We start from the raw sequence: 23,165 nt of genomic DNA, 5'->3' as shown, positions 1-23,165 counted from the left end.
TCAACGGTTACGGAGCTATTGAAGATAAGTAGCTGGTTATAATTAAATTAAAAATGGATTTTAGGTTCGATCCCCCCTGCCCCCCTTGATAAGGGGGGTGTCTGATAATTTTTAACACATACCTACTTACTGTCATCAAAAATATCTAACTGCTGCAGAGAGGGGGAATTATCCGACTTAACCGGTTTAATTTTCTTAATTCCCTGACGCAAACCGATCGCAATTTTACTATGTTTTTCGATTTGACCCATCACCTGCATGGCACGATCGATCACAGAAGCTGGTAAACCGGCTAATCTCCCCGCTTCGATACCATAGGATTTATCTGCGCCTCCCGGTCGTACTTGGTGCAAAAATACTATCTCATGGGGTAATTCTTTGACCGTTACCTGATAATTGGCTACATTCTCTAAAATTGAAGCTAATTCGTTCAGTTCGTGGTAGTGAGTGGCGAAAATCGTCCGCGATTGCAGTACCGTGGCTAAATACTCCGCCACAGACCAAGCTATGGATAACCCGTCAAAAGTGGCTGTCCCCCGGCCAATTTCGTCTAATAATACTAATGATCTGTCTGTGGCGTGATTGAGAATATTGGCGGTTTCGTTCATTTCCACCATAAAGGTGGATTGGCCGGTAGCGAGGTCATCCACAGCCCCCACCCGGGTGAAAATGCGATCGCAGATGGAGATTTTGGCCGACTTTGCCGGGACAAAACTACCAGTTTGGGCCAACAATTGAATTAATCCCACCTGTCGCAGATAACAACTTTTGCCACTAGCATTGGGACCGGTGAGAATAATCAAGTCGGGATATTCTAAACCTTCCTGATTGCCCAAATTAATCGAATTCGGCACAAAAAAGCCGGCCCCAAGGGATTGTTCCACCACGGGATGACGACCATCTTTAATATCGATAAGACGACCATCGGCGATTTCCGGGCGACAATATCCCTGATAAACGGCGATTTCTGCCAATGCTGCCAACACATCCAAAGCGGCGACTTTTGTGGCTACTTCCCGGATTTCTGGGGAAAATTCAGCTACTTGACGGCGTAAATCGCTAAAAATCTCGTATTCTAACTTATTTAATTCATCTACTGCCGTCAGAATTATATTTTCTTTCTCCTTTAACTCGGTGGTGATATAACGTTCCTCATTGACTAAAGTTTGCTTACGCACATAATCTTTTGGGGCGAAATCGGCTTTACTGCGGGGTAAACTGATATAATAACCGAAAGTTTTGTTATAATTAACCTTAAGGTTACTGATACCCGTTCTTTCTTTCTCTGTCGTCTCTAGATTCTTAAACCAATCGATTACTTCCTGATAGTCGCGCCGCAGGGCATCCAATTGGGCATCAATTCCCTCGCGAATCACCCCCCCTTCCTTCAGATGCAGCGGAGGAGATTCCACCAGATGCGCTATCACCTGCTGGCCTAATTTTTCTAAATCGGCGGGAATTTGCTGTAAAGCTTTCAAATAGGGCGAATTTCCCGAAGCGACCAAAGCCGCTAAATCGGCTAATTTGACTAAAGATGCCGCTAGGGAAAGTAAATCGCGGGCGTTAGCCGTTCCTGCGCCAACACGACCGCTTAAACGTTCTATATCGTAGATTTCCCTTAATTTTTGCCGAATATCTTGGCGCAGCGCAGGATTATCCTTTAACTCTTGGATAGTATCTTGACGGGCGCGAATACCGCGAGAATCTAAGAGGGGTTGCAGTAACCAACGACGTAAAGCGCGACTACCCATGGCCGTGCAAGTGCGATCAATCGCCCATAATAGAGAACCATAGAAGCTACCATCGCGCACCGTTTGGGTAATTTCAAGGTTACGACGGGTTTGCCCATCTAAAATCAAAAATTCCGAGACAGAGTAGGTTTTTAAAGGTTGTAGGGGGACTTGATTGGCTTTTTGGGTATCTTCAATGTATTCTAAGAGGCCTCCAGCTGCGCGAATAGCGAGGGGTAAATGTTCGCAGCCCATCCCCTCTAGGGAACGCATTTTATAGGTGATTAGGAGACGATTTTTCGCTTCTGTGAGAGTAAAGATATTTTGGGGACGGAGAGAATAACAAAAACTATCGGGTAAACAGGGGGGGAGATGGTCGGATTTTTCCCCGGGGCGCAAAATACGGTTTAAATCGGGGGCATTGATGGGAAAAAGGATTTCCGAGGGCTGTAAACGGGTTAATTCTAGGCTTAAAGCCGTTAAATCACTGGCTTGGGTGGTGTAGAATTCTCCGGTGGAGATGTCTGCATAGGCTAATCCCCAATTTTCTCCGGTAATCACCACAGCAGCTAGAAAATTATTCTTTTTTGCGTTTAACATTCCCTCATCGGTGAGGGTTCCGGGGGTGAGCAGTTTGGTGATAGCGCGTTCTACGAGCCGTTTTTCGGCGGCTGCTTCCGTTGAATCCTCTACTTGGTCACAAATCGCCACTGCATAGCCTTTTTCCACCAATAAACGACTATAGCGCTCTAGGGCGTGGTGGGGAACCCCGGTCATGGCGACCCTCCCAATCCCTTTACCCCCTTCCTTGCTGGTGAGAACTAATTCTAATTCTCTGGAGATAATCACCGCATCCTGAAAGAAACACTCGAAAAAATCGCCCACACGATAGAGTAAAAGGGCATTGGGATAGGTTTCTTTTACCTCCACATAATGCTGGTACATGGGGGTGAGTTTATCGCGATCGAGTCCGCGATAATCACGATGGGGATCTTTATTGGTAGCCGGTGGTTCTAGGGGAAAATCCGAGGGGAGAGTCATGGGTGAAAGAAAGCTGGACAATTCTTTATTCAATTTACCGCTCTTGAGAACCTACGATCAAAGAATCCCAATAGCCTAAGCTGCTGGTTCGCGTTATTCAATCCAGGGATTAATATCTGAGCTATCTGGGTGGATTTGATATCATTCCCTGTCCGAGAATTATATTTTTGTTAATAACAGTTATTTTTAAGGGGTGGGCTGCATTCTTTTAGTATAGACTTCGGCAGGATTAATTGAGGTGGTTATATCTTCTAAATCAAATTTTCGCAGGGTTTTATCTTTGGTATTAACCTGATAAACCAAACGATTAGTGATATCTAATCCAGTTAACCAATTACTGTGGGAATGATAGGCTCCCGTGTCGATATCTAGCCAACCGGCACCGGCGACTAATTGCCCCGGATTTACCCCCGGAAAAGTAAAAGTAATCGTGTGGCCAGTGATAATTAATTTATCACTAAAAAAAGGTTCCGGCATACTGTGGAATTCATCGCGGATCCAACAAAAATGAGTAGCATCTTGTTCTTCGAGGGGTAAATGGGGATGAACCCCAGCATGAACCAGCCAAATATCGCCTAAATCGAGGTAAAGAGGCAAGGTTTTCAGCCAATCGATGTGATCTTGCGGTATTTTGTGGTTATAGCTAAAAAGAGTAGTATTACCGCCATTATAAAGCCAACCTGGCAACATTTCCCCCATCATTCTTTGGCTGCCCAACACTTCTAGCAGCATCTGTTCATGATTGCCCAATAGACAACGATAGCGGTTTTGACGGACAAATTCAACCACTTGGGCGCTATTGGGACCACGATCAATTAAATCGCCCAAGAAATAAACCGGTTCCTTTTCTTGAGGCGCGATTGTTTCTATTAGCTGCAAAAGAGCATCGTATTGACCGTGAACGTCACCGATGATGATTCGACGGGAGGGCATAGTGGTAAAAATTGGGGGTCTGTGTTATTGTCTCTTGGTCGGGACTAATTCTAATATGCCCAGTTGAGACTTAGAAATTAACATTGATTTAGGGGAAATGGGGAAATGGGGGAATTCAACTAAAACCCTAAAACCCCAACACCCAACTCCCAACACCTAACCGGTCTAAATGTTAAGTTAAGTATCGAAGAGCGTCCGTTTCATCACCCGGTAGTAATATAATCACTGAGTTATCAATTTTGATCCTTGAGTATGACTGCATTCACCACAACCGCCACCCTTGCCAATTTGCCCGCCAGTGACAGCCGTAGCCGCGTCAGTGAATTTATGAAATCCCTACAGGATGAAATTTGTCGGGGATTAGAAGAAGTGGATGGACAAGCAAAATTTATCGAAGATAGTTGGCAACGGCCCGAAGGTGGCGGCGGACGTTCGCGAGTTTTGCGGGAAGGGGCAATTTTTGAACAAGCAGGGGTGAATTTTTCGGAAGTTTGGGGGAAAGAATTACCTCCTAGCATTGCCAAACAACGGCCCGAGGCTGCCGGTCATCAATTTTACGCCACGGGAACCTCGATGGTTTTGCATCCTCGCAATCCTTATATTCCCACGGTTCACCTCAATTATCGCTATTTTGAAGCAGGTCCGGTTTGGTGGTTTGGCGGTGGCGCTGATTTAACTCCCTACTATGGGGTTGAAGAAGATGCTAGTCATTTTCACCGCACTTTTAAACAGGTTTGCGACCAACATCATCCTGAATATTATCCCGTTTTTAAACGCTGGTGTGATGAATATTTTTATCTCAATCATCGTCAGGAAGCTAGAGGCATCGGCGGGATTTTCTTTGATTACCAAGACGGTTTAGACCCTCTCTATCGGGGTCCTTTTGCCGAAAGTGATGCCGCTATCTATTCAGAAAAATTATCTCCCCAACAACCGCGCAACTGGGAAGAAATTTTTAGTTTCATTAATGACTGTGGCCGAGCTTTTCTACCCGCTTACGTTCCCATTGTCCAGAAACGGCGCTCGACGGAATACGGTGACAGAGAACGTCAGTTTCAACTCTATCGTCGCGGTCGTTATGTAGAATTTAATTTAGTTTATGATCGTGGCACAATTTTTGGGTTGCAAACTAACGGTCGTACCGAGTCGATTTTGATGTCTTTACCTCCTTTAGTTCGTTGGGAATACTGTTATCAACCTGCACCAAACACCCCAGAAGCAAAACTCTATGATGTCTTCCTAAAACCCCAAGATTGGGTTAATTGGCAAGGTTAAATCAGTTATCAGTTATCAGTTATCAGTTATCAGTTATCAGTTATCAGTTATCAGATTATAGTTTTAAGTGGACAGTGTTAGGTGAAAACTTCGCTAATTTCTTTTCACTGATTACTGTTCACTGAAAATACTTCCCAATTCATAATTCATAATTCATAATTCATAATTTCCTCTCCCTTCTCCTTTTCTAGTTATCTGTCATTTGTCAAGTAAATAAATCTAAAAATTTTGGCTAATTTTTGGACACCTCTCCATACTCGTCTGGAAACCACGGTCAAAAAGGGACAATTACTACCTAAAAATGCGTCTCTGTTAGTGGCATTGTCGGCGGGTCAGGATTCCCTCTGTTTAGGGCAATTATTGCTGGATTTGCGCTCTCGTTGGGGTTGGCAACTAGCGATCGCTCACTGTGATCACCGTTGGTCTTCCGACCGAGGATTAGTGGCTCATGTGGGGAAAATCGCCGAAATTTGGCAATTACCGGTTTATATTGCCACCGCACCCCCGATGGCGGAAACAGAAGCCAAGGCCCGACAATGGCGTTATCAAGCTTTACAAACAATCGCCCAAGAACAGGGTTTTAATTATCTTCTCACGGCACACACGAGGAGCGATCGAGCGGAAACTTTTCTTTATAATCTCACGCGCGGAGCCGGTAGTGATGGACTTTCTGCCTTAACTTGGTTGACAAGTTTAACCCCGGATATTTTTTTAGTCCGTCCCCTCTTAAATGTCACTCGCGGGGAAACTTTCGCTTTTTGTCAAAGTCGAGAATTACCGATCTGGTGCGATCAAGCTAATGAGAATTTACGCTATGCTCGCAATCGCATCCGTCAGGAATTATTACCCTACCTGCAAACTAATTTAAATCCCCAAATCGAAAAACATCTCGCCCAAACTGCTGAAATTTTGGAAGCAGAAAGCGATTATTTAGATAGTATTGCCCGGGATATTTTTCGTCAGGTTATCGATCTAGATCAACAAAGACTCGATCGCTCCCCTTTACAAATTCTACCTCTAGCGATACAAAGACGAGTGATTCGTTTATTTTTGGCTCAATATTTACCCTCATCCCCTAATTTTGCCGAAGTTGAGTCAGTGGTTAATCTCATTACTGGTGTTAATCGCGATGCCACTTCCTCCTTAACCGGCAAAATTCGGGTAGAAGTACAACAAAATTGGCTATATATCAGTGATCAGTGATCAGTGATCAGTTATCAGATTACAGTTTTAAGTGGACAGTGTTAATAGTAATACAATTAAACTAAAAATAAAATTGGCGGGGCATAATGAGCGAAACTAAAGTAATTAATCGAGAAAATTTACTGGTCAGTCTCCGGCAACAACTGCGAGCCGGACAACAGGAATTAGCCGATTGGCATGGGGGAAAAATGGCCATTTCTGCGGTGCCGGGAGCGGGAAAATCCCACAGTTTGGCCGTAGCTGCCGCTATGGTTATTGCTCGTGAGCAACTTCATGCTAAAAAACAGTTAATTATTGTCACCTACACGCGCTCGGCTGCCGCTAGTATTAAAGCTAAAATTAAACAACGCTTGCAAGATTTACAACTTTCGGCCCAAGGTTTCAGCGTTCAAACACTGCACGGACTGGCTCTACAATTGGCCCGTCGTTACCCGGAATTATCGGGATTAGACCTCGAATCTTCTACCTTAGTTATTCCGACTCCTAGCCATAGAATTATTAGAAACTCAGTGGAAAAATGGCTAATTGCTGACCCAATTCGTTATCAAAAGTTATTAGAAGGAGTGGAATTTGATGGGGAAGAAACCGAAAGATTACGCCGTCAATCGGTGCTGAGAACCGAAATTTTACCTAGTCTTGCTTATGCGGCCATTCATGAGCTAAAAAGTTCGGGATTATCACCGCAGCAAGTCTGGGAATTAAGCCACTATACCGACGATAATTATCAAATTCTCGCTATTGCTAGTGGTTTGTACCAACAGTATGAAATCCTGATGCGTCAGAAAAACTATATAGATTATGATGACATGATTTTAGGAGCCTTGCGAGTATTAGAGGAAGAAAAAATTCGCCGACAATGGCAAAAATCTGTCTTTGGAGTTTTTGAAGATGAGGCACAGGATTCTAGTCCTCTCCAAGAAAAACTAATTACTATTTTAGCAAAAAATAATGACGGAGAAATACCTAATTTAATTCGCGTCGGCGATCCCAATCAAGCCATTAATTCCACCTTTACCCCCGCCGATCCTGTTTACTTTAATTGGTTTTGTGAAAGTTGTCAAAGCGAAGGCAATTTATCGACTATGAACCAAGCAGGTCGCAGCAATACTAAAATTATTGAAGCTGCTAATTTAGTGTTACAATGGGTCGATCGAGATTGGAAACAGGGAAAAGATAATCATAAAGTTACCGAGGCTCCTTTTCGAGTTCAAGCGATTCTTCCCGTCAGCGCCGAAGATCCCCAACCTAATCCAGTCAAGGAGGGAAAAGGATTAGAAATTTATCAACCCGATGACATTTATCAAACAGTAGAATTAATTGAAAAACGTCTAGTTAAATTACTTCAAGAAAACCCTCAACATAATGCCGCTATCCTCGTTAGAGAAAATCGACAAGGACACTTTTTTGCTCAAAAATTCGCCCATTTTTATAAAAGTTATCAAATCAGAATTTTTGAAGCTAATGAGATCGATCGCTTTTCTCAAATTCCCGCCGAAATGCTGAAACTATTAGCTTTTGTCGAACGTCCCCACTCTCCCGATTATCTCAAAGCGGCCTTAGAAGTGCTACAATTTAGGGGTTTAATTACTGCCCAAGACTTAAATCCTTTAGTTACCTATCCCGAACAATTTCTTTATCCCACTCCCCTCGATCCTGAACTGAAATCTAACGAAAAAATCGCCCGTCGTTATTGCTGCAGTTTACTAAAAGCTAGATTAGAATTACCCCATTATCAACTCCTGTCTTTTTTCGCTATGACTCTCCAATATTCAGGGTCAGAATTAGCCACATTGCAAAAATTAACCGCCCGTATTTATCAGGAAACTGCTGGTAATAGTTCTCTCAAAAATACAATTAATACTCTTAATGAAATTATCGCCTCTGAGCGCTTTGAAGGAGTGGAAGAAGATAACGATGATTGTTATACTCGTCCCGGACAACTGACAATTATTACTATGCACAAAGCCAAGGGTTTAGACTGGGATTATGTTTTTATTCCCTTTCTTCATGAAGATATTATTCCTGGCAAACCTTGGGTACCCAATGGGGCGAAATTTTTGGGAGATTTTACCCTCGCAGAAGTGGCACGAGCGCAAATTCGAGCAGCAGTCCATCAACGCTATTTAAACCCCGACAGCATACCAATTATTCCCCCACCTTTAAGCGCTTGGTTAGAAGCTGGACAACTTAAAAAAGCTGAAGAATACCGACTTTTGTATGTAGCGATGACGCGAGCAAAAAGACTTTTATGGATGTCGAGTGAAAAAGAAGCTCCCTTCCGTTGGAACACTTTTCGCGGAGATGAAAGTAGTCAATTACAGGATAAAAATCCCTGTCCTGTCTTTCCTGTTTTAATCAATGCTTTCCCCGATTCTTTCTGTGTTTAACTGTTGCTGCAGCGTCCTTGGATAAAGAATTAGGAAGACAAACCACCAGAGGAGTATAGGAATAGATAGGAGTAGAGTTAACCAGAGACGCTGAGTTAAAAACCAACACCCGGCAATCAGGGTAATTCCTGTCAACAAAATCGACCAAGGTTGACACCAACGGGGTTTGTGATCCCAAACGCTACTAGATTTCGAGTTAGACATTAGTTAAGGGGCAGTAATTTACTAACTTGATTTTATCGTGATCGAGCTTAAAAAACGCTTGGGAAGACCGAAAGAGTCAAAAATTACTCGATTTACTTATTTAAAAATAACTTCCCCCAATCATAGCCGCTAATAAAATAAAACCGACCCAAACATTTTGGCCGAACATTTGACCATAAACTGGTTTAGGTAAATCCGATTGACGTAACAGCCGGTATTGACGCAACCAAGCGATCGCCGCTAGACCCAACCCTAGCCAAAAAGAAGCTGATAACTGCATTTTTTGCCCCTCCCAAGCCAATAAACCTACTGTTAGGGCAAAAAAGACCCCCACGGCTTCCGGGGCGTATTTGCCGAAAAATATGGCACTGGAGTTAATACCAACCTTGAGATCATCCTCTCGATCGGACAGAGCATAAATTGTATCAAATGCCAATGTCCAAAAAATCACCGCTCCCCATAATATAAATGTATTACTATTTAACGACCCAGTGACGGCACTCCAACAGATTAAAACCGCAAAACCCCAAGCGAGAGAAAGAACCAATTGGGGTACAGGAAAAAAACGCTTGGCGAGAGGATAGCAGATAATCAAGGGAACGGCGGCTAAACATAGGCAAAAACTCAGGAAATTCAGATATAAAGCTAAAATTGCGGCGCAAAAGAAAGCAATTAGAGCGATAATCAAACCAACCTTGATCGATAAAGCTCTGGCCGCTAAAGGACGGTTACGAGTGCGATCGACCTGTGGATCGATATCCCGATCCCAAAGATCGTTCACCACACAGCCGGCGGCGCTAGTAGCCAAAGTTCCCAAAACGATCACCCCGATCAAGGGTAGCGGTGGCACCCCGTCTGCCGCCAAAAATACCGCCCATAAAGCGGGAATCATCAAAATTAACCTACCGGCGGGTTTATCCCAGCGCAAGAGGCGAATAATCGTCATCCAAGTGGGTTCTAGATCGGGTTGGGATATAGTCATAATTTCTCGTAAAAAGTAGAAACTAGGAGTTAAGGGGAATTATGAATTATAAATTATGAATTATGAAGTGGGAAGTGGGAAGAAAAAAGCTGCCTCCTGCCTTTTGCCTTTTGCCTTTTGCCTTTTGCCTTTTGCCCCTTCTGACAAGTAGCATAATGCCCAAAGGACTTAACGTGATTACCAGCCCCAACTATTGGGAACGCCTTTAAATGGACCAACCACATCGGAGGTTATCCATCCCCCGTAAAAGTTGCCCGGTTGCGGTTGTACTAATTCCCCGTCGGCATAACAAGCGGTCATTTTGGCAGGATAAAAAGCCAGATAATTCTTAATTGCTTGAAACTCTGGTGTCGGATCTGGATAATACCAAGCGACGTTAATTGCCTGTTGATCCCCAACGGTGATATTGTAATATCCCGCTAGACCTTTCCACTCACAAAAAGACTTTTCTGCTGTGGCTTGCAGGTATTCCATTTTAATATCTTGGGGCGGTAGATAATAAACTGGAGGATGACTGGTTTCTAGAACTCGATAACTGCTTTTAGTATCGGCAATTATCACCCCATTAAAGATGATTTTTAGGTGTTTAGGCGATAATTCTAGGCGCGGGGGACGCGGATAATCCCAGACGGATTCCTGTCCTGCTTTTGCTGGTATCGGTTGGGGACGAAACATAATTTTTCTTATATTATTCTCCGAGTCAGTTCACTGTTTACTGATTACTGTTTACTAATCACTGAAAAGAGTTTTCTCAGGGTTTCCACTCGTTCTCGATTGACATTTAAATCCGATTCTCCTAACCGGGAGGCCGAGCGAACATCGATCGCATTTTTGCTAGGATTAAGAGAAAATTCTAGATCATCGACAAATCCCATCCATTGACTGCTAAATTCGGCGTAGAGATAGTTACTATCTTGGCTAATAATTTTAGTTCTCGGTTGGGAAGCGATAATTTTAGCTAATTGCTCGATCGCTTTTTCACCGCTACCCTGATAACTAAGGGGTTCGATCGCATGAGCCTGATCCTGACTCTGACTACTAACACAATTAGGAGTGACCGGACAAGGAGCCAGTTTACCCTCCCTGACTCCCAAATAATCGGGACGATTACCGGCGAATAAACTAACGCTATCGGGAGCAATTAACCTAATTCCTAGCCAGATGAGCAGTATTCCTAGGAAAATAAACGGGGTCAGCCGGAAAGATTTTTTCACCGTGTCGGGAGTTTCAGTCATGCTAGTCTTACAGAATCACTTCAATTAACTTAACATTGATAGGTGTGACAATATCAGGAGATAGAATAAGATGTTTCTCGATGAATTACAACCCGTTGTTAAAGAACTGATTCAACAACCGATCGCTTTTTTCGGTGGTTTTGCCTCTGGATTACTGCGCTTGAAACTTTCGGACGATCCCCTCAAAAAATGGTTAGAAGAGCAGGGATTAGTCAGTTTTAACGACAATAATCAGGATAACGGCAACAGTCCCCAGTCGATCTCGATCGATTAGGGATCAGGGGTTAGCTGTTGGGGGTGAGGGTATTCTCCCATCCCCAAAACCCCCCGCTTACCACCCCATCAGCTTAACTTGTTGCTGAAAGTAGATAAATTTCCTCAGCTACTCGTTTTAATCTTCTTAATTGCGCTTCCATATCCTTTTTAGTCCATTTGGCGGCGAATTGCTGGAATCCCCACCCCACAACCGGATTAGGAATCGCAAACTCAAAACGATTGATTAAACAAGTGCCGTCATCATTGGGTTGACATTCCCAGCGATCGCATCCGCGAAAAAATCCTTCAAATTGCCAGACAATTAACCCCGGTTCCCTCTCAATTACCGTACTTTTCAGCGTTGGCTGAATTAGGGGAATTTGAATCAAAAAACGACTTCTCCCACCGATATCGGTCTTCCAATCGCCGATAGGTTCACAAACTAACACCGGATTCAACCAACGACGCATTAACTCCAAATCCGTGATACAACGCTCTACCGTCGTGGCACTAGCTTTAATCTGAATTGATTGTTCAAATACTTGACAAGATGACATTGATCTGCTTATAAATTGCTGGCTGAGAATTATCGGTAGTCGGACAAAAATAAATTTAACTGTGCAGACAAGGCAACAGTAAGGGTTTCGGCCTTGGTTACATTTCTTAACATAGTCTTGTTTATAGCCTTTCTCATCAAGATAAAGTGTAACCTAATTTGCTATGGACGACCGGCGATCGACTCCCCAAAACGAAAACTTCCTACCTCAGCATTAAGATAACTGCTCTCAAGCTCACTTTTTCACTAGCTTGACAAATTCTCGAAAACGTTGGCGTAATCTCTCGATATTAACTGATAATAATATTGGTATCGATAACAAAGCGTCTAGTCATCTTCATTTAAGAGAGATTCTAAAATTTCAGGGGTTAATCCTCTCTCTTGTGCTTTTTGTCCAATAGTAGCCATCGTTTTATATAATTTGTCCAGAGATTCTTTTCTAGATAAATTTGAAGATTGAACATAAAAAGAGATTTTTTTCTCTATTTTTTGACGATCCTCTTCCGTTGCATTCCAATAAGTTTCAGCAACATCTAAAGGAACTTTGATTCGGATTTCTGTTTGATAGTTTGTCATAATTATATTTTCTTAGTTTAGTAGTAAAGAAATTTAGTCGAAATTAATAGCCTCCCTTCCGCCAGCGTTACAGTCTAGAAGTTTCAGTTACTCTAGCGCATTGTTAAACCGATTGTCAAGTTTAGTTACTCTCAATTTAATATCTGTAATTTACTTTGGTTGCGAAAAACCAACGCCGCTAGTGTAAGTATTCTCCAGCGCCGGGGCTAAATCTAAAGATGACGTTGGGGGGAAGGCTAATGCAGGAACGGTAAATAAATTTGGCTGAGTTGCTTGCTATGATTAGGGGTAATTATTAACACTTCTTAAAAAGCGAGTGGAAAAATGAGGCAAGTCATTGTATATCGAGACGAAGACGGCTATTGGATTGTGGAGTGTCCAAGTCTCAAAGGCTGTGTTAGTCAAGGAAAAACGAAAGAAGAAGCCTTGATTAATATAAAAGAGGCTATTGCCGGTTATATTGCGGCTTTAGCGGAAGACGGCCTGCCGATTCCAGCAATTATTAGAGACCTTGAAGTCTAACCATTATGAGCGGAATTAATCGCGAGATTTTTCTTGACACTAAGCATATTTCTAAACATCTACCGAATACTCCACAATCACGGAGATTACTGTTACGAGGACGAGCTATTCATGTGTTTAAAGATGAAGATACAATGCTACGAGTTATTCAGGCTATCATGGAAAGGGGTGAATACACGGGCAATGTTCGAAACTATGAGCGCTATGGGCTATTCTTTGCCGAAGCGATTGGTTGTCGAATTAGCCCAGATGGTTTAAAGTCTTCTTTATTCTACGGCGAGGTTAAGATTAATGCAAACAACCAATATCACGCAATTCCTCGAACCCGACCTAGTGAAGGATAATTGGCGCTTCCTAGAAGTTTGGGTGGATTCCATGCAGTCCCCTCCCTATATCCTGCTAGTGTTGATCGATAAGGCGAGGGGGTGTTATGTTTTTGATCCTGCTGAAAAGTACCGTCTCGTCAAGGCGTTTCCAGATTATGAAGAGGCTCAACTCTGGCTCTTGGAAGATGAATACGAACCGATTGAAGGACGATTATCTAGTGAGGAAAGCGCTTAGATTTGTTTAAACTTGTCGTTTGGAATGAAGTCAGAATATCGCCTTACCAGTGCCGTTAGGGTAAGCACCGAGATAGTTACGAATGGAGTCAGGTTTGGGTAATTGGCGCTAGGATTATCGGAGGATTTTCTTTCGGCACTGGTAGAAAACAATTAGGAGGGGTTATGATCCCGGTTAATGAGGCTCAACAAAAGTTGCAGGATTTGATTGATTCAGTGACTGTTTCCCACGAACCCATTATTATTGAGGGATGCGATGGTAATGCAGTTTTGCTATCTGAAGGGGATTGGAAATCGGTACAAGAAACGTTATATCTCCTCTCAATTCCGGGGATGCGAGAATCCATTCGGGAGGGACTGGCAACGCCGGTTGAAGAATGTGCTGAGGAGCTAGAATGGTGAGGTGGAAATTGGTTTACACCAAACAGGCGCAGAAAGACCCTAAGAAGCTTAATTCTAGTCATTTAAAAAATCCTGCGGATGTGGACACATTATGAGTAGCGTTAAGACATCGTTAAATCGTGGACTTTCGTTAGGTTAAGCCGCCGGAAAAAAAGTTATTTTTTGTCAGGAAAAGCTTTTCTTAAATTTGCTATCCGTCGCTAAAATCATTCATCATCATTCGCTAATAAATAAGATTTCAATTCTTCAAAGGTTCCCTGTTTAGCGCTTCCCATTTCTACCGCCTTAAATAGGGTTTGCTGAATAAATGTGAAATGTAGGCAAGGTCAGGGTTTTGTGGCTTTTCTCGTGAAACAGGTGCAAGATTTTGAGAGAATCGTGCTTCAAAACCTTGGGTCTTCATCGGCCCGCGTCCTGTAGGGGCGAAGCATTCGGGCAGTAACCTATCGGTGAAACCGGAGATTTTCTATCCGAATGCTTCGCCCGTACTTTTTCAGCAAACCCTAAACACTTCCTGAGCGTTAGTAGCAATCTCAGCCCGTCGAGCTTCGATTCGGCGCTTGCGGATTAACTCGCAAGCATGGAAGCCATGATAAATTCTATGGAACACAAACAATGCGAAAACCTATTTTTCCCCATAACTCTTCTGTACAATCCCAATCTTGTCCGTAAGTAAAGTTTCCTATGCTATTACGATCAGCACCTCTTGAATCACTACAATCATATACAACCCTGATCCCCTCGGGTGAACCAGTATAGTAATTGCGTTTTTCTACTACGTTTCCACCTCGAAAAAGAAATGTGTTTCCCATTCTTTTCCTACCATGTACACCAATGCCTGAATCTTGACACCATTCATAAACATTGCCATACATATCGTATAAACCCCACGGGTTAGGCTTTTTTCCCCCTACAGGATAAGTGTTGTCGTATGGATTTTCACAATTATATTTAGTGCTTCCAATGCCAATGTTTATGAACTCACTATTCACCTCTAAAATCAATTGATTTGCGCCATCAGCACTATAAGCGTAATCCCATTGATTAATACTAGGTAATGAATAATTCCTCCCTACTTTTTCTGATAACCTACCACAAAATTCTTGAGCGTTATCCCATGTTACTTGTTCGACTGGATAATTATCGCCTATAAAATAAGAGGGGTTAAAAAACATAATTGCTTTAAACTGAGCTTGTGTTATGGGATACTTACTCATCCAAAAAGCATCTAATTTAACTACGGTTGGTTCTGGTTTTAATACAAGAAAGTTACCACCAGGTATCGCAATCATTTCTAATTCAATTCCGTTGCGTAAAATTTCTGTAAAATTCTCCGTAATCTTAGGTTTACTGGTCTTTAACTTTTCCTCCACAATCATCGGCTCTCCTGCCGCCGCCAGCGCCGGTAAGTGGGGAATATTACCAAAACGATTTAATAATTGCCAACCTGCCAAAAGACTATTAATCCCCGCGCTTTGACTTCCATCAATCCCGTCCGCATCTTTAACCTTCTCTAGTAGCAACTTTAAAGACTCCAAAAACGGCTTATCTTCTTGATAAACAATCCGTTTCAAAAGCTGACAATCAGCGTCATTGTCGAGATCAAAAACCTTGTCCGAAGGCGCATTATTAGCCCGTAACCAATCAGAAAAAGCCTTATTACCTTGCTCTAAAGCCAAATACTGATACTGACTTGGTAAATTAGCCAAAGATAACGCCAACTTCATGCGAATTTCAGGCAAACAAGAGGGAGCATCCGATTTTAAAGTATCGTAAAATTGCCCGTAAGCTTTGACCACGGTTGAAATTCCCATCTGCCAAAACTCCGACGTTAAAAAAGAATGATTCTTGTACTTTTCCAACAAATAGGGAATCAAGCTCGGTAACAAAGGTGTATTTTCCCAAGAATTTCCCAAAAAGAGAATATCCGCATAAAGTCCAATAACTAAACAATGCCATACCGCCAGATACTCATAAAAACTCTTGTAATCTTGGTCGGTAATTTTATATTCCTTGCTAATCGGCAAATTAGAAGTATCAATGCCATGCTTTTCTAACTCTTCTTTTTCTGCCAATTCTCTGTAGAAAATTTGTAAATTCTCCTCGTTCACTCCGCCCATATTTTTAATATAAGCTTCATCCTTACCCAGAGATTGTAACTTCTGGCGAGTGATTTCCCACTCCAAAGCCCTTTTTTTCGCTGAATTATTCAGTAAATCAGCAACAGACTGACCCGATAAAATCGTCGCTTGTGTGTAAGAAACATCGCCCCCCGACCAATAACCCGCACGAAAATTGAGTTCCCCCAAGGGAATTTCAGACTCTAAAACTAAAATAGGAATACTTTTTAATTGTGCATGAAGCGCTTGCAGAGCCGACCCACCGCCCCGCTTATTGGATTCCCAAGCTTTATCTAATAACTGGACAGGATATTGCTTACTATTCAAATAACCCTGATGAAGAAATTGCTCAATTTCCTTAGACAAAAACCCTTCATAACTAGCTTGATAGGGTTTGCCTGAACTGGGATCGTAATCTAAGCTAGGGGGTGCAAGTAGCACTTTTAAAGGCATTATGCCATGAGCGAAAGAATTTTCCAGTAAATCAGATGCTAAATTGGCGATAGGCGATTTATCTTCCCTAAGCCTTTCCCGCATTTGTATTAAAGCATTTTGATGCTGAATTTGGGTCAAATCACGCTGAAAATCTTGCTGTAACTGCAAAATATCATACTGAATCTTCTTTTCCTGCTCAAAACGCCATTTTTGAAAATCCAGATTTTTTTGATTAATCGCAAAGTTAACCTGCGCCCGAAAAGCCTCAATTTCCTTCGCTCTTTCGTGGTTAAGTTCAGCTAATTCTCTTTGAAATTCTTGATTTTCTCTTTGTTGCAATACGGAAAATTTTAATTGATTATATTGCAATTCTGCGGAATGCTTTCTACTTAATCGAGCAATTTCTTCGGAAGAATCCCGATTTAGCCGACTGATACTTTCAGAAGATTTACGATTTTCTGATGCTGACCAAGCATTATTTCCACTCGATACCAGCGCACTAAAAGCTGCACCACCGGCATAAATTAAGGCATCAGCAGCTATCTTATCTAAGGGCATATTTTAAAATTCTCCACAATAAGTTAATGATAATTACTTTTGAGCAAATACGAGATTTTTCAAGGCTGAAACTTAAACTTTTTTCGCCTGTTCCCTTAACTTTTGAGCTTCCGCCTGATATTTCTCAGATTCAGCCATCGCATTTTGGGCTTCTTTCCCATGACTAGAGGCATCTGACTGGTTTTTATGCTCACGATGCCAATCGGCTTCTTTACTGTGACTCTGAGAACTACTTAAACTATCGTTAGCTTTTTTCTCTAGTTCATTGGCTTTACTTAATAACTCAGAAGCCGTCTCAGAACCAGATCGCTGTGAAAGATGATCCCAATGGGAAGTATGATCTGCGTGGGAATATTGATGGTCTGGGAAACTGTTAGCATGATGAGGGTGATAATCTGCTAAGTGCTGGCTCTCAAAACCTTGATCAAAATGAGAAGGATGATCAACTTGAGAATATTGATGGTCTAATAAACCATTAGCGTGATGGGGTTGATAATCTGCTAAACCCTGATGCTCAAAAGCATTATGGATATGATGAGGCTCATAAATGCTGATATTAGATGGGACAAAGGGATCGTGGTGAACTCCCAAATTAGGGTCGCTTAACAAATCTTGGTGGTCGTGCAAATCCAGCGACGAATCCGCATGAGTATGTAAATTGTGGGTAGTATCGGACTGATGAAGGTTATGATCAAAGGCTGGTAGATCCATGATGATATCTTGTCAGTGGAGGAATGAGTATTTATTTAGGCTAGGGAATAACTTGATCCAGATAAATTACCCCAATCCTAGCATATTTATTTTAGTCGAAGCCATCGGATTAGCGCAATGCGATCGCCATTTATCAAAGGATCGCCAAGTAATACTAAATCCAGTTATTGATTATTTAGGATTTGCTGAAAAACTTTTTCGGCAAACCCTAACTATAGGCTCAAGCTCATTTTTTCACCAACTTGACAAATTCTCGAAAACGTTGGCGTAATCTCTCGATATTAGCCGATTTCCCGCCATAACGCCAATCAACGTAGGCGCAAGCAATCTCCTCGATAATATTCGCCACTGGCGGCGGTTGGACGCGGCGGGCGGCGGTGGCGTATTCTAAAGGGGTTTGAGCGGGATGTTTGCCATAACCGGCTTCTGTTAAGATTCCTAACATTTGCTGGTATAAACGCTCGATTGGTGGTAGTTTTGCTAACTTGCGACCCCGACGCCAACCATGGAACTGTCGCCATCCTAACCAACCAGCGTAAGCGAAGACGACCCCCAATAAACCGCCGAGAATTCCCCCGAAAAGACTGCCGGAAATAAAGCGCCATAACCAGGCCAATAACTGACCGATAGTAACGATAACATTTTCCCAAATCAGACCGAGAAAACCCGTTACTGGAGAGGGCAACCATCCGGCTACCCATTGCCAAAATTGCTTGAGGACGCTAAAAGGTTCCACTTCCTCAAAGGATGGGGGAATTAATTCGTGGCCTGGGATAGGATCGAAAGTGTACCAACCGTAACCGGGGAAAAACACCTCTGTGATGGCGTAAGCGTCCGTATTTTGGACAACATAAAAGCCAGTGAAAGGATTAAACTGGCCAGGGGCAAAACCGGTGGCTAATCGGGCAGGAATACCGATCGAGCGTAACATAATCGTTAACACGCTGGAAAAATGATCGGCGTAACCCCCCTGAAAACGAAACAAAAAGGCCGAGACTAAATCCTCATTTTCGGCTAAAAAGGGCAAATCGGTTTTTAATTCGTAGTTTTGCTTCAATGCTTGGGCCAAATATAGGGCCTTCTCGTAGGGAGAGGTTAAAGGTGTGGGAGATTTGGCCAGCAATTCCTCGGTTTTTCGGCGGACTTTCGGGGCAATTTCAGCAGGAATTTGTAAATAATACTTGAGAATAGACTTAGGGTAGGTTTCTGGAGCAGCTCGCAGTTGGCTGCGATTACGTTCCGGCACTTGTGAGATTACAGTATAAGTTAGCCCTTCTGCTAATCCCCCCGGCGACCTTAAGCTATTTTCTCGGTCCAAAGATACCTGTCGGGTAGGAAAAAAGAGAAACTGGGGCGAGGTAAGAGCAGGGATAATATTGGGTAAACTGGAGACAATGCTGTAGGTTTGGACTACCTGATGGGTTTTGGCTTGGGTTGCGGGTAACGGCAGAAAAAAGCGATAGGACCAACTACTGCGATTTAAATCCTCTAATTCTTGATCTCGCGAGATTTGCCACCCTTGACCAGTATAGCGATCAAAGGCCATCGCCCGCCAGAATCCGGGGGCTTGGGAACGTACCCGCATGACTGTCTGGGGAGTCATACTTCCCCGCAAATTTTGGTTAATTTGGCTGTTAAAACCGTAATAAAAGGTAGAATCTAACTGTCCTGACCCTGTAGTGGGACTATTACCGCCATTTACGCCACCATTCCCCGTTTCACCCTCGCGCACATAGCCGGGGTTAACGATTTGTCTGTCTCCCTGTTCAAAATCCTGATTTTCCATACCTCCTGGACTATTGACGGGAAAAGATTGAATTTGATAACCCGGAAAACGCGGCATCAGGGCAAAAATTGTCAATCCCAAGAGGAGAATTGTCAGAAAGAAAATCCCGAAACGTTTGGGAGAAAGGGGGGAATTTTCCGGGGAAACTAATTTTTTTGTGGCTAGACGTGGGGGTTTCCTTGAGAAGAAAGGGAGACTCTGATTGAGATTATCTAAACCTAAACGAGAACGGTAGTCTAAAACTAGGGTAGGTAGGGATAAAAGCAGAAAGAGGATTAACCAAGGCGCAAAAGCGAGGGTTTGGGAGATTGTCCCGGCGACTCCCAAGAGAATTAAACCGATTACCATAGAATAACCTAAATCTTTGCGTCGGGGCAGGTCAAAACTATGGAGAATTTGCAGTTGAATTAATAATTGTGTTAAGGCAATGCGACTATCCTGCATCGCAACGATATTACCCAAGAATAGCGCCAACACTACTAACATTCCGATGGCTATACAAAATTTTGCCCCGATATTGCGCTTTTTCCTGCGTCGCCAACTCCAGATTCCGCCGATAATACTGAGAGGAACGGCCCAAATACTGGTATAACTATCAGTAGCCACATCGGTGGCGATAATACCGACGATTACTAACGCTTGCACCAGAATTCTTAAAATAATCGATTCCTCGGTTTCCGGCAAGGGAGAAGATTCTATCTTTTGCCAGAGGGTTTTTAAGGAAGGTCTTGGACGAGCGGCACTGCTAACCATAGGGTAAATTGGGAGAAGGACAAAGAAGTTAATTTTATATTTCCCAGCTCTAATCTCGATCGCTCCATGGGGTAAAGTGGATTTTAGATGTCAGGAGTCAGGAGACAGAAGACGGGAGATAGGGAGACGATAACTGATTACTGACTACTGATAACTGATAACTGATAACTGATAACTGACCCATGATAGCCGTTGCCAAGCCTGAAATTTTACCGTTACTTCATCCCCTGATTGGACAATTAGCCACAGCAATTTTGTCCCACTGGGAAAATTATCTTGATTTGTCGCCCTTTGAGTTGCCGGAAGGTTTAGGCTATGTGGAGGGACGTTTAGAAGGGGAAAAATTAATTATCGAGAATCGCTGCTATCAAACTCCCCAGTTCCGCAAAATGCACCTAGAACTGGCTAAACTGGGCAATGGTTTGGATATCCTTCACTGTGTCATGTTCCCCCGTCCAGAATATCCGCTGCCGATGTTCGGATGTGATATAGTCTCCGGCAAAGCGGGAATCAGTGCCGCTATTGTGGATCTTTCTCCCACCAGTGGCGATAAAACTCTCCCTAGTGCCTATAATCAAGCTTTAGCGGCTTTACCTGGGGCTGATTTCGCCCAAGCTCGTGATTTGCCGCCTTGGGGTCATATTTTCTCCGAATATTGTCTGTTTATTCGTCCCGAAACCGCCGCCGAGGAACGACAATTTTTACAAAGAGTAACAGATTTCTTGACAATTCACTGCAAATGTGCTAGGGAAAGTCAGCCTCTTTCTGGGGAAGAAGTGCGCATCTATTTACAGGGACAACGGGATTATTGTAGTCAACAGCAAAAAAACGATAAAACTCGGCGTGTACTAGAAAAAGCCTTCGGTTGGGAATGGGCAGAGCGTTATATGACAGGCGTTCTCTTCGATTTGCCCGATTAAACTGAACTATCCCCTCCCCCCTTGCTCCTAGGGTTGATTCATCGTAGGGTTGATTCATGAATCAACCCTACCATTAATATGGGGGGGGAGCCGACAATTTTTAACACCTACCCACTTAATTTAGAGATTTTCTGCAACCTCATCGCTATTTTTCCCATTTTTGAACTCTCAAACCCTAATTAGGCCAGCAGTCTCTTGAAACTTAACAATATTAACAGACAAGGACAGGAAAATAATTGCTAGATTGATTTAGGTACAGTTAACTGTAACCGCGAGAAGAAGAGAAAAAAAGCGGTTTTCCCCGGTAAAACCACCAAAAAGCCCTAGCTTAATTTCTCGATTCTGACGATTAAATAAATATTAAAACAGCCGATGAATCTAACGAACTTTCCTTGGTTAACTGCCATCATCCTTTTTCCCATCGTCGCCGCTTTATTGGTTCCCATAATTCCCGATAAAGACGGTAAAACCGTGAGATGGTTTGCTCTGACGGTGGGATTAATCGACTTTGCCCTAATTATCTACGCTTTCTACACCAGTTACGATTTCGCTAATCCCAATCTGCAATTAGTGGAAAGTTACCAATGGTTGCCCGAAATTGACCTAAGATGGTCATTAGGAGCCGATGGCCTCTCCATGCCTCTGATTATCTTAACGGGATTTATCACCACTCTGGCTATCTTAGCGGCTTGGCCGGTCACTTTTAAACCGAAACTATTCTACTTCCTGATGCTGTTGATGTACGGGGGACAGATTGCGGTGTTTGCCGTCCAGGATCTGTTACTGTTCTTCCTCGTCTGGGAATTAGAATTAGTCCCCGTCTATCTCATCCTCTCTATTTGGGGCGGTAAACGCCGTCTCTACGCAGCCACCAAATTTATCCTTTACACCGCCGGAGGCTCTCTCTTCATCCTTGTAGCGGCGCTGACGATGGCTTTTTATGGCGATACCGTCTCCTTTGACATGGTGACTATTGCCGGCAAGGATTTTCCCCTGAAACTGCAATTATTCCTCTACGCTGGTTTTCTGATTGCCTACGGGGTAAAACTGCCGATTTTCCCCCTCCATACTTGGCTGCCGGATGCCCACGGCGAAGCCACTGCCCCCGCCCATATGTTACTAGCGGGAATTTTGCTTAAAATGGGTGGTTATGCGCTCTTACGGATGAATATGGGGATGTTACCCGATGCTCACGCCGTTTTCGCCCCCGTTTTGGTGATTTTAGGGGTAGTTAATATTATCTACGCCGCCTTAACCTCCTTTGCCCAACGCAATCTTAAGCGCAAAATTGCCTATTCCTCCATCTCTCACATGGGATTTGTCCTGATTGGTATGGCTTCCTTTACCGATATTGGTACAAGCGGGGCGATGTTACAGATGATTTCCCACGGACTGATTGGGGCGAGTTTATTCTTTATGGTCGGTTGTACCTACGATCGCACCCATACCCTGATGTTAGACGAGATGGGCGGTGTCGGCAAGAAAATGAAGAAAGTTTTTGCCATGTGGACCACCTGTTCCCTCGCTTCCCTCGCTTTGCCCGGGATGAGCGGCTTTGTGGCGGAATTAATGGTATTTATCGGTTTTGCCACCAGTGATGCCTATAGTCCCACTTTCCGCGTTATTATCGTCTTTTTAGCGGCTATCGGTGTCATTCTCACCCCGATTTATCTCTTGTCCATGTTGCGAGAAATTCTCTACGGGCCGGAAAATAAGGAATTAGAAGAACACCATGCCCTAGTGGATGCGGAACCCCGGGAAGTATTTATTATCGCTTCTCTATTAGTGCCAATTATCGGCATTGGACTCTATCCCAAAGTGGCCACGACAATTTACGATGCTACTACCAATAAATTAACCGCCCTAGCGCGTAATTCTGTCCCCAGTTTAGTGCAACAGGCAAAGGCAAAAACCGCTAGTTTCTCCCTTTATTCCCTAAAAGCCCCCGAAATCTAAAAAGTTATCAGTTATCAGTTATCAGTTATCAGATTTGAGTTTTAAGTGAGCAGTATGTATTAAGT

21 protein-coding genes are annotated in these 23,165 nt (G+C 43.2%); 10 read left to right on the top strand and 11 right to left on the bottom strand.

Annotation, left to right across the window (positions count from 1 at the left end; genetic code table 11):
* Nucleotides 1–122 precede the first annotated feature (122 nt).
* Nucleotides 123–2,771 (bottom strand): DNA mismatch repair protein MutS, encoded by a 2,649-nt coding sequence (mutS, locus tag IM475_RS08045; protein ID WP_287727237.1) that lies wholly within the window; start codon nt 2,769–2,771, stop codon nt 123–125.
* A gap of 186 nt (nt 2,772–2,957) precedes the next feature.
* On the bottom strand, nt 2,958–3,704 hold the full coding sequence (locus tag IM475_RS08040) for a metallophosphoesterase family protein (protein ID WP_287727236.1): 747 nt from the start codon (nt 3,702–3,704) through the stop codon (nt 2,958–2,960).
* Nucleotides 3,705–3,956: 252 nt separating this feature from the next.
* Here IM475_RS08040 and hemF point away from each other — a divergent pair, with 252 nt between their 5' ends.
* From hemF to IM475_RS08025, 3 genes are all read left to right on the top strand, one after another.
* Nucleotides 3,957–4,979 carry an oxygen-dependent coproporphyrinogen oxidase gene (hemF, locus tag IM475_RS08035; RefSeq protein ID WP_287727235.1) on the top strand — a complete coding sequence of 341 codons (1,023 nt, stop codon included), beginning with the start codon at nt 3,957–3,959 and terminating at the stop codon, nt 4,977–4,979.
* A 228-nt stretch (nt 4,980–5,207) separates the two neighbouring features.
* The gene (gene tilS / locus IM475_RS08030) at nt 5,208–6,182 is read left to right on the top strand and encodes a tRNA lysidine(34) synthetase TilS (RefSeq protein WP_287727234.1); all 975 of its coding nucleotides are present in this window, start codon (nt 5,208–5,210) and stop codon (nt 6,180–6,182) included.
* 86 nt (nt 6,183–6,268) lie between these two features.
* Complete coding sequence (locus tag IM475_RS08025) at nt 6,269–8,569, top strand: ATP-dependent helicase (RefSeq protein ID WP_287727233.1); 2,301 nt, start codon at nt 6,269–6,271, stop codon at nt 8,567–8,569.
* On the opposite strand, the gene IM475_RS08020 is transcribed toward IM475_RS08025, so the two are convergent.
* From IM475_RS08020 to IM475_RS08005, 4 genes are all read right to left on the bottom strand, one after another.
* Entirely contained in the window at nt 8,534–8,773 is a 240-nt protein-coding gene (locus IM475_RS08020) for a DUF6737 family protein (RefSeq protein ID WP_016514583.1), read from the bottom strand. The two genes, IM475_RS08025 and IM475_RS08020, sit on opposite strands and share 36 nt — an antisense overlap.
* A 100-nt stretch (nt 8,774–8,873) precedes the next feature.
* Nucleotides 8,874–9,755 (bottom strand): 4-hydroxybenzoate solanesyltransferase, encoded by an 882-nt coding sequence (locus IM475_RS08015; RefSeq protein WP_287727232.1) that lies wholly within the window; start codon nt 9,753–9,755, stop codon nt 8,874–8,876.
* Between the two features lie 177 nt (nt 9,756–9,932).
* Entirely contained in the window at nt 9,933–10,430 is a 498-nt protein-coding gene (locus IM475_RS08010; RefSeq protein ID WP_002779848.1) for a DUF427 domain-containing protein, read from the bottom strand.
* 44 nt (nt 10,431–10,474) lie between these two features.
* Nucleotides 10,475–10,990 carry a DUF1499 domain-containing protein gene (locus IM475_RS08005; protein WP_287727231.1) on the bottom strand — a complete coding sequence of 172 codons (516 nt, stop codon included), beginning with the start codon at nt 10,988–10,990 and terminating at the stop codon, nt 10,475–10,477.
* Between the two features lie 70 nt (nt 10,991–11,060).
* Here IM475_RS08005 and IM475_RS08000 point away from each other — a divergent pair, with 70 nt between their 5' ends.
* Nucleotides 11,061–11,264: a ssl0294 family protein gene (locus tag IM475_RS08000; RefSeq protein WP_002778572.1), complete on the top strand. Its 204-nt coding sequence runs from the start codon at nt 11,061–11,063 to the stop codon at nt 11,262–11,264.
* Nucleotides 11,265–11,337: 73 nt separating this feature from the next.
* On the opposite strand, the gene IM475_RS07995 is transcribed toward IM475_RS08000, so the two are convergent.
* Nucleotides 11,338–11,802 carry an SRPBCC family protein gene (locus tag IM475_RS07995; protein WP_002736419.1) on the bottom strand — a complete coding sequence of 155 codons (465 nt, stop codon included), beginning with the start codon at nt 11,800–11,802 and terminating at the stop codon, nt 11,338–11,340.
* Between the two features lie 326 nt (nt 11,803–12,128).
* Nucleotides 12,129–12,377, bottom strand: coding sequence for a hypothetical protein (locus IM475_RS07990; protein WP_287727230.1), 249 nt, complete (start codon nt 12,375–12,377; stop codon nt 12,129–12,131).
* A gap of 324 nt (nt 12,378–12,701) precedes the next feature.
* Here IM475_RS07990 and IM475_RS07985 point away from each other — a divergent pair, with 324 nt between their 5' ends.
* The 4 genes from IM475_RS07985 to IM475_RS07975 all read left to right on the top strand — a co-directional run bounded on the left by IM475_RS07985 (nt 12,702) and on the right by IM475_RS07975 (nt 13,861).
* Nucleotides 12,702–12,899: a type II toxin-antitoxin system HicB family antitoxin gene (locus IM475_RS07985; protein WP_004157083.1), complete on the top strand. Its 198-nt coding sequence runs from the start codon at nt 12,702–12,704 to the stop codon at nt 12,897–12,899.
* Between the two features lie 5 nt (nt 12,900–12,904).
* On the top strand, nt 12,905–13,243 hold the full coding sequence (locus tag IM475_RS23125) for a DUF6972 family protein (RefSeq protein ID WP_002788010.1): 339 nt from the start codon (nt 12,905–12,907) through the stop codon (nt 13,241–13,243).
* Nucleotides 13,191–13,460, top strand: coding sequence for a hypothetical protein (locus tag IM475_RS07980; protein WP_002736772.1), 270 nt, complete (start codon nt 13,191–13,193; stop codon nt 13,458–13,460). The genes IM475_RS23125 and IM475_RS07980 overlap by 53 nt, the downstream gene beginning before the upstream one ends.
* 164 nt (nt 13,461–13,624) lie before the next feature.
* A complete protein-coding gene (locus tag IM475_RS07975; RefSeq protein WP_002762994.1) occupies nt 13,625–13,861 on the top strand; it encodes a type II toxin-antitoxin system Phd/YefM family antitoxin in 237 nt (78 codons plus the stop codon).
* Between the two features lie 599 nt (nt 13,862–14,460).
* On the opposite strand, the gene IM475_RS07970 is transcribed toward IM475_RS07975, so the two are convergent.
* The 3 genes from IM475_RS07970 to IM475_RS07960 form a co-directional block, all read right to left on the bottom strand.
* A complete protein-coding gene (locus IM475_RS07970; protein WP_287727229.1) occupies nt 14,461–16,974 on the bottom strand; it encodes a formylglycine-generating enzyme family protein in 2,514 nt (837 codons plus the stop codon).
* 72 nt (nt 16,975–17,046) lie between these two features.
* Nucleotides 17,047–17,685 (bottom strand): hypothetical protein, encoded by a 639-nt coding sequence (locus IM475_RS07965; RefSeq protein WP_287727228.1) that lies wholly within the window; start codon nt 17,683–17,685, stop codon nt 17,047–17,049.
* Nucleotides 17,686–17,911: 226 nt separating this feature from the next.
* Nucleotides 17,912–20,224 carry a transglutaminase TgpA family protein gene (locus IM475_RS07960; RefSeq protein WP_287727227.1) on the bottom strand — a complete coding sequence of 771 codons (2,313 nt, stop codon included), beginning with the start codon at nt 20,222–20,224 and terminating at the stop codon, nt 17,912–17,914.
* Nucleotides 20,225–20,406: 182 nt separating this feature from the next.
* Between IM475_RS07960 and IM475_RS07955 the strand changes: the two genes are divergently transcribed.
* The gene (locus tag IM475_RS07955; RefSeq protein ID WP_287727226.1) at nt 20,407–21,144 is read left to right on the top strand and encodes a phycocyanobilin:ferredoxin oxidoreductase; all 738 of its coding nucleotides are present in this window, start codon (nt 20,407–20,409) and stop codon (nt 21,142–21,144) included.
* Nucleotides 21,145–21,516: 372 nt separating this feature from the next.
* Nucleotides 21,517–23,100: a photosynthetic/respiratory NAD(P)H-quinone oxidoreductase subunit D1 gene (gene ndhD1, locus IM475_RS07950; RefSeq protein WP_045360515.1), complete on the top strand. Its 1,584-nt coding sequence runs from the start codon at nt 21,517–21,519 to the stop codon at nt 23,098–23,100.
* Nucleotides 23,101–23,165 lie beyond the last annotated feature (65 nt).

Origin of the sequence: Microcystis sp. M061S2, assembly GCF_020245605.1 — a bacterium.
Taxonomy (GTDB): domain Bacteria; phylum Cyanobacteriota; class Cyanobacteriia; order Cyanobacteriales; family Microcystaceae; genus Microcystis.
Note: the sequence above shows the minus strand (reverse complement) of the source record. Positions and strands in the feature narration are given on the sequence as shown.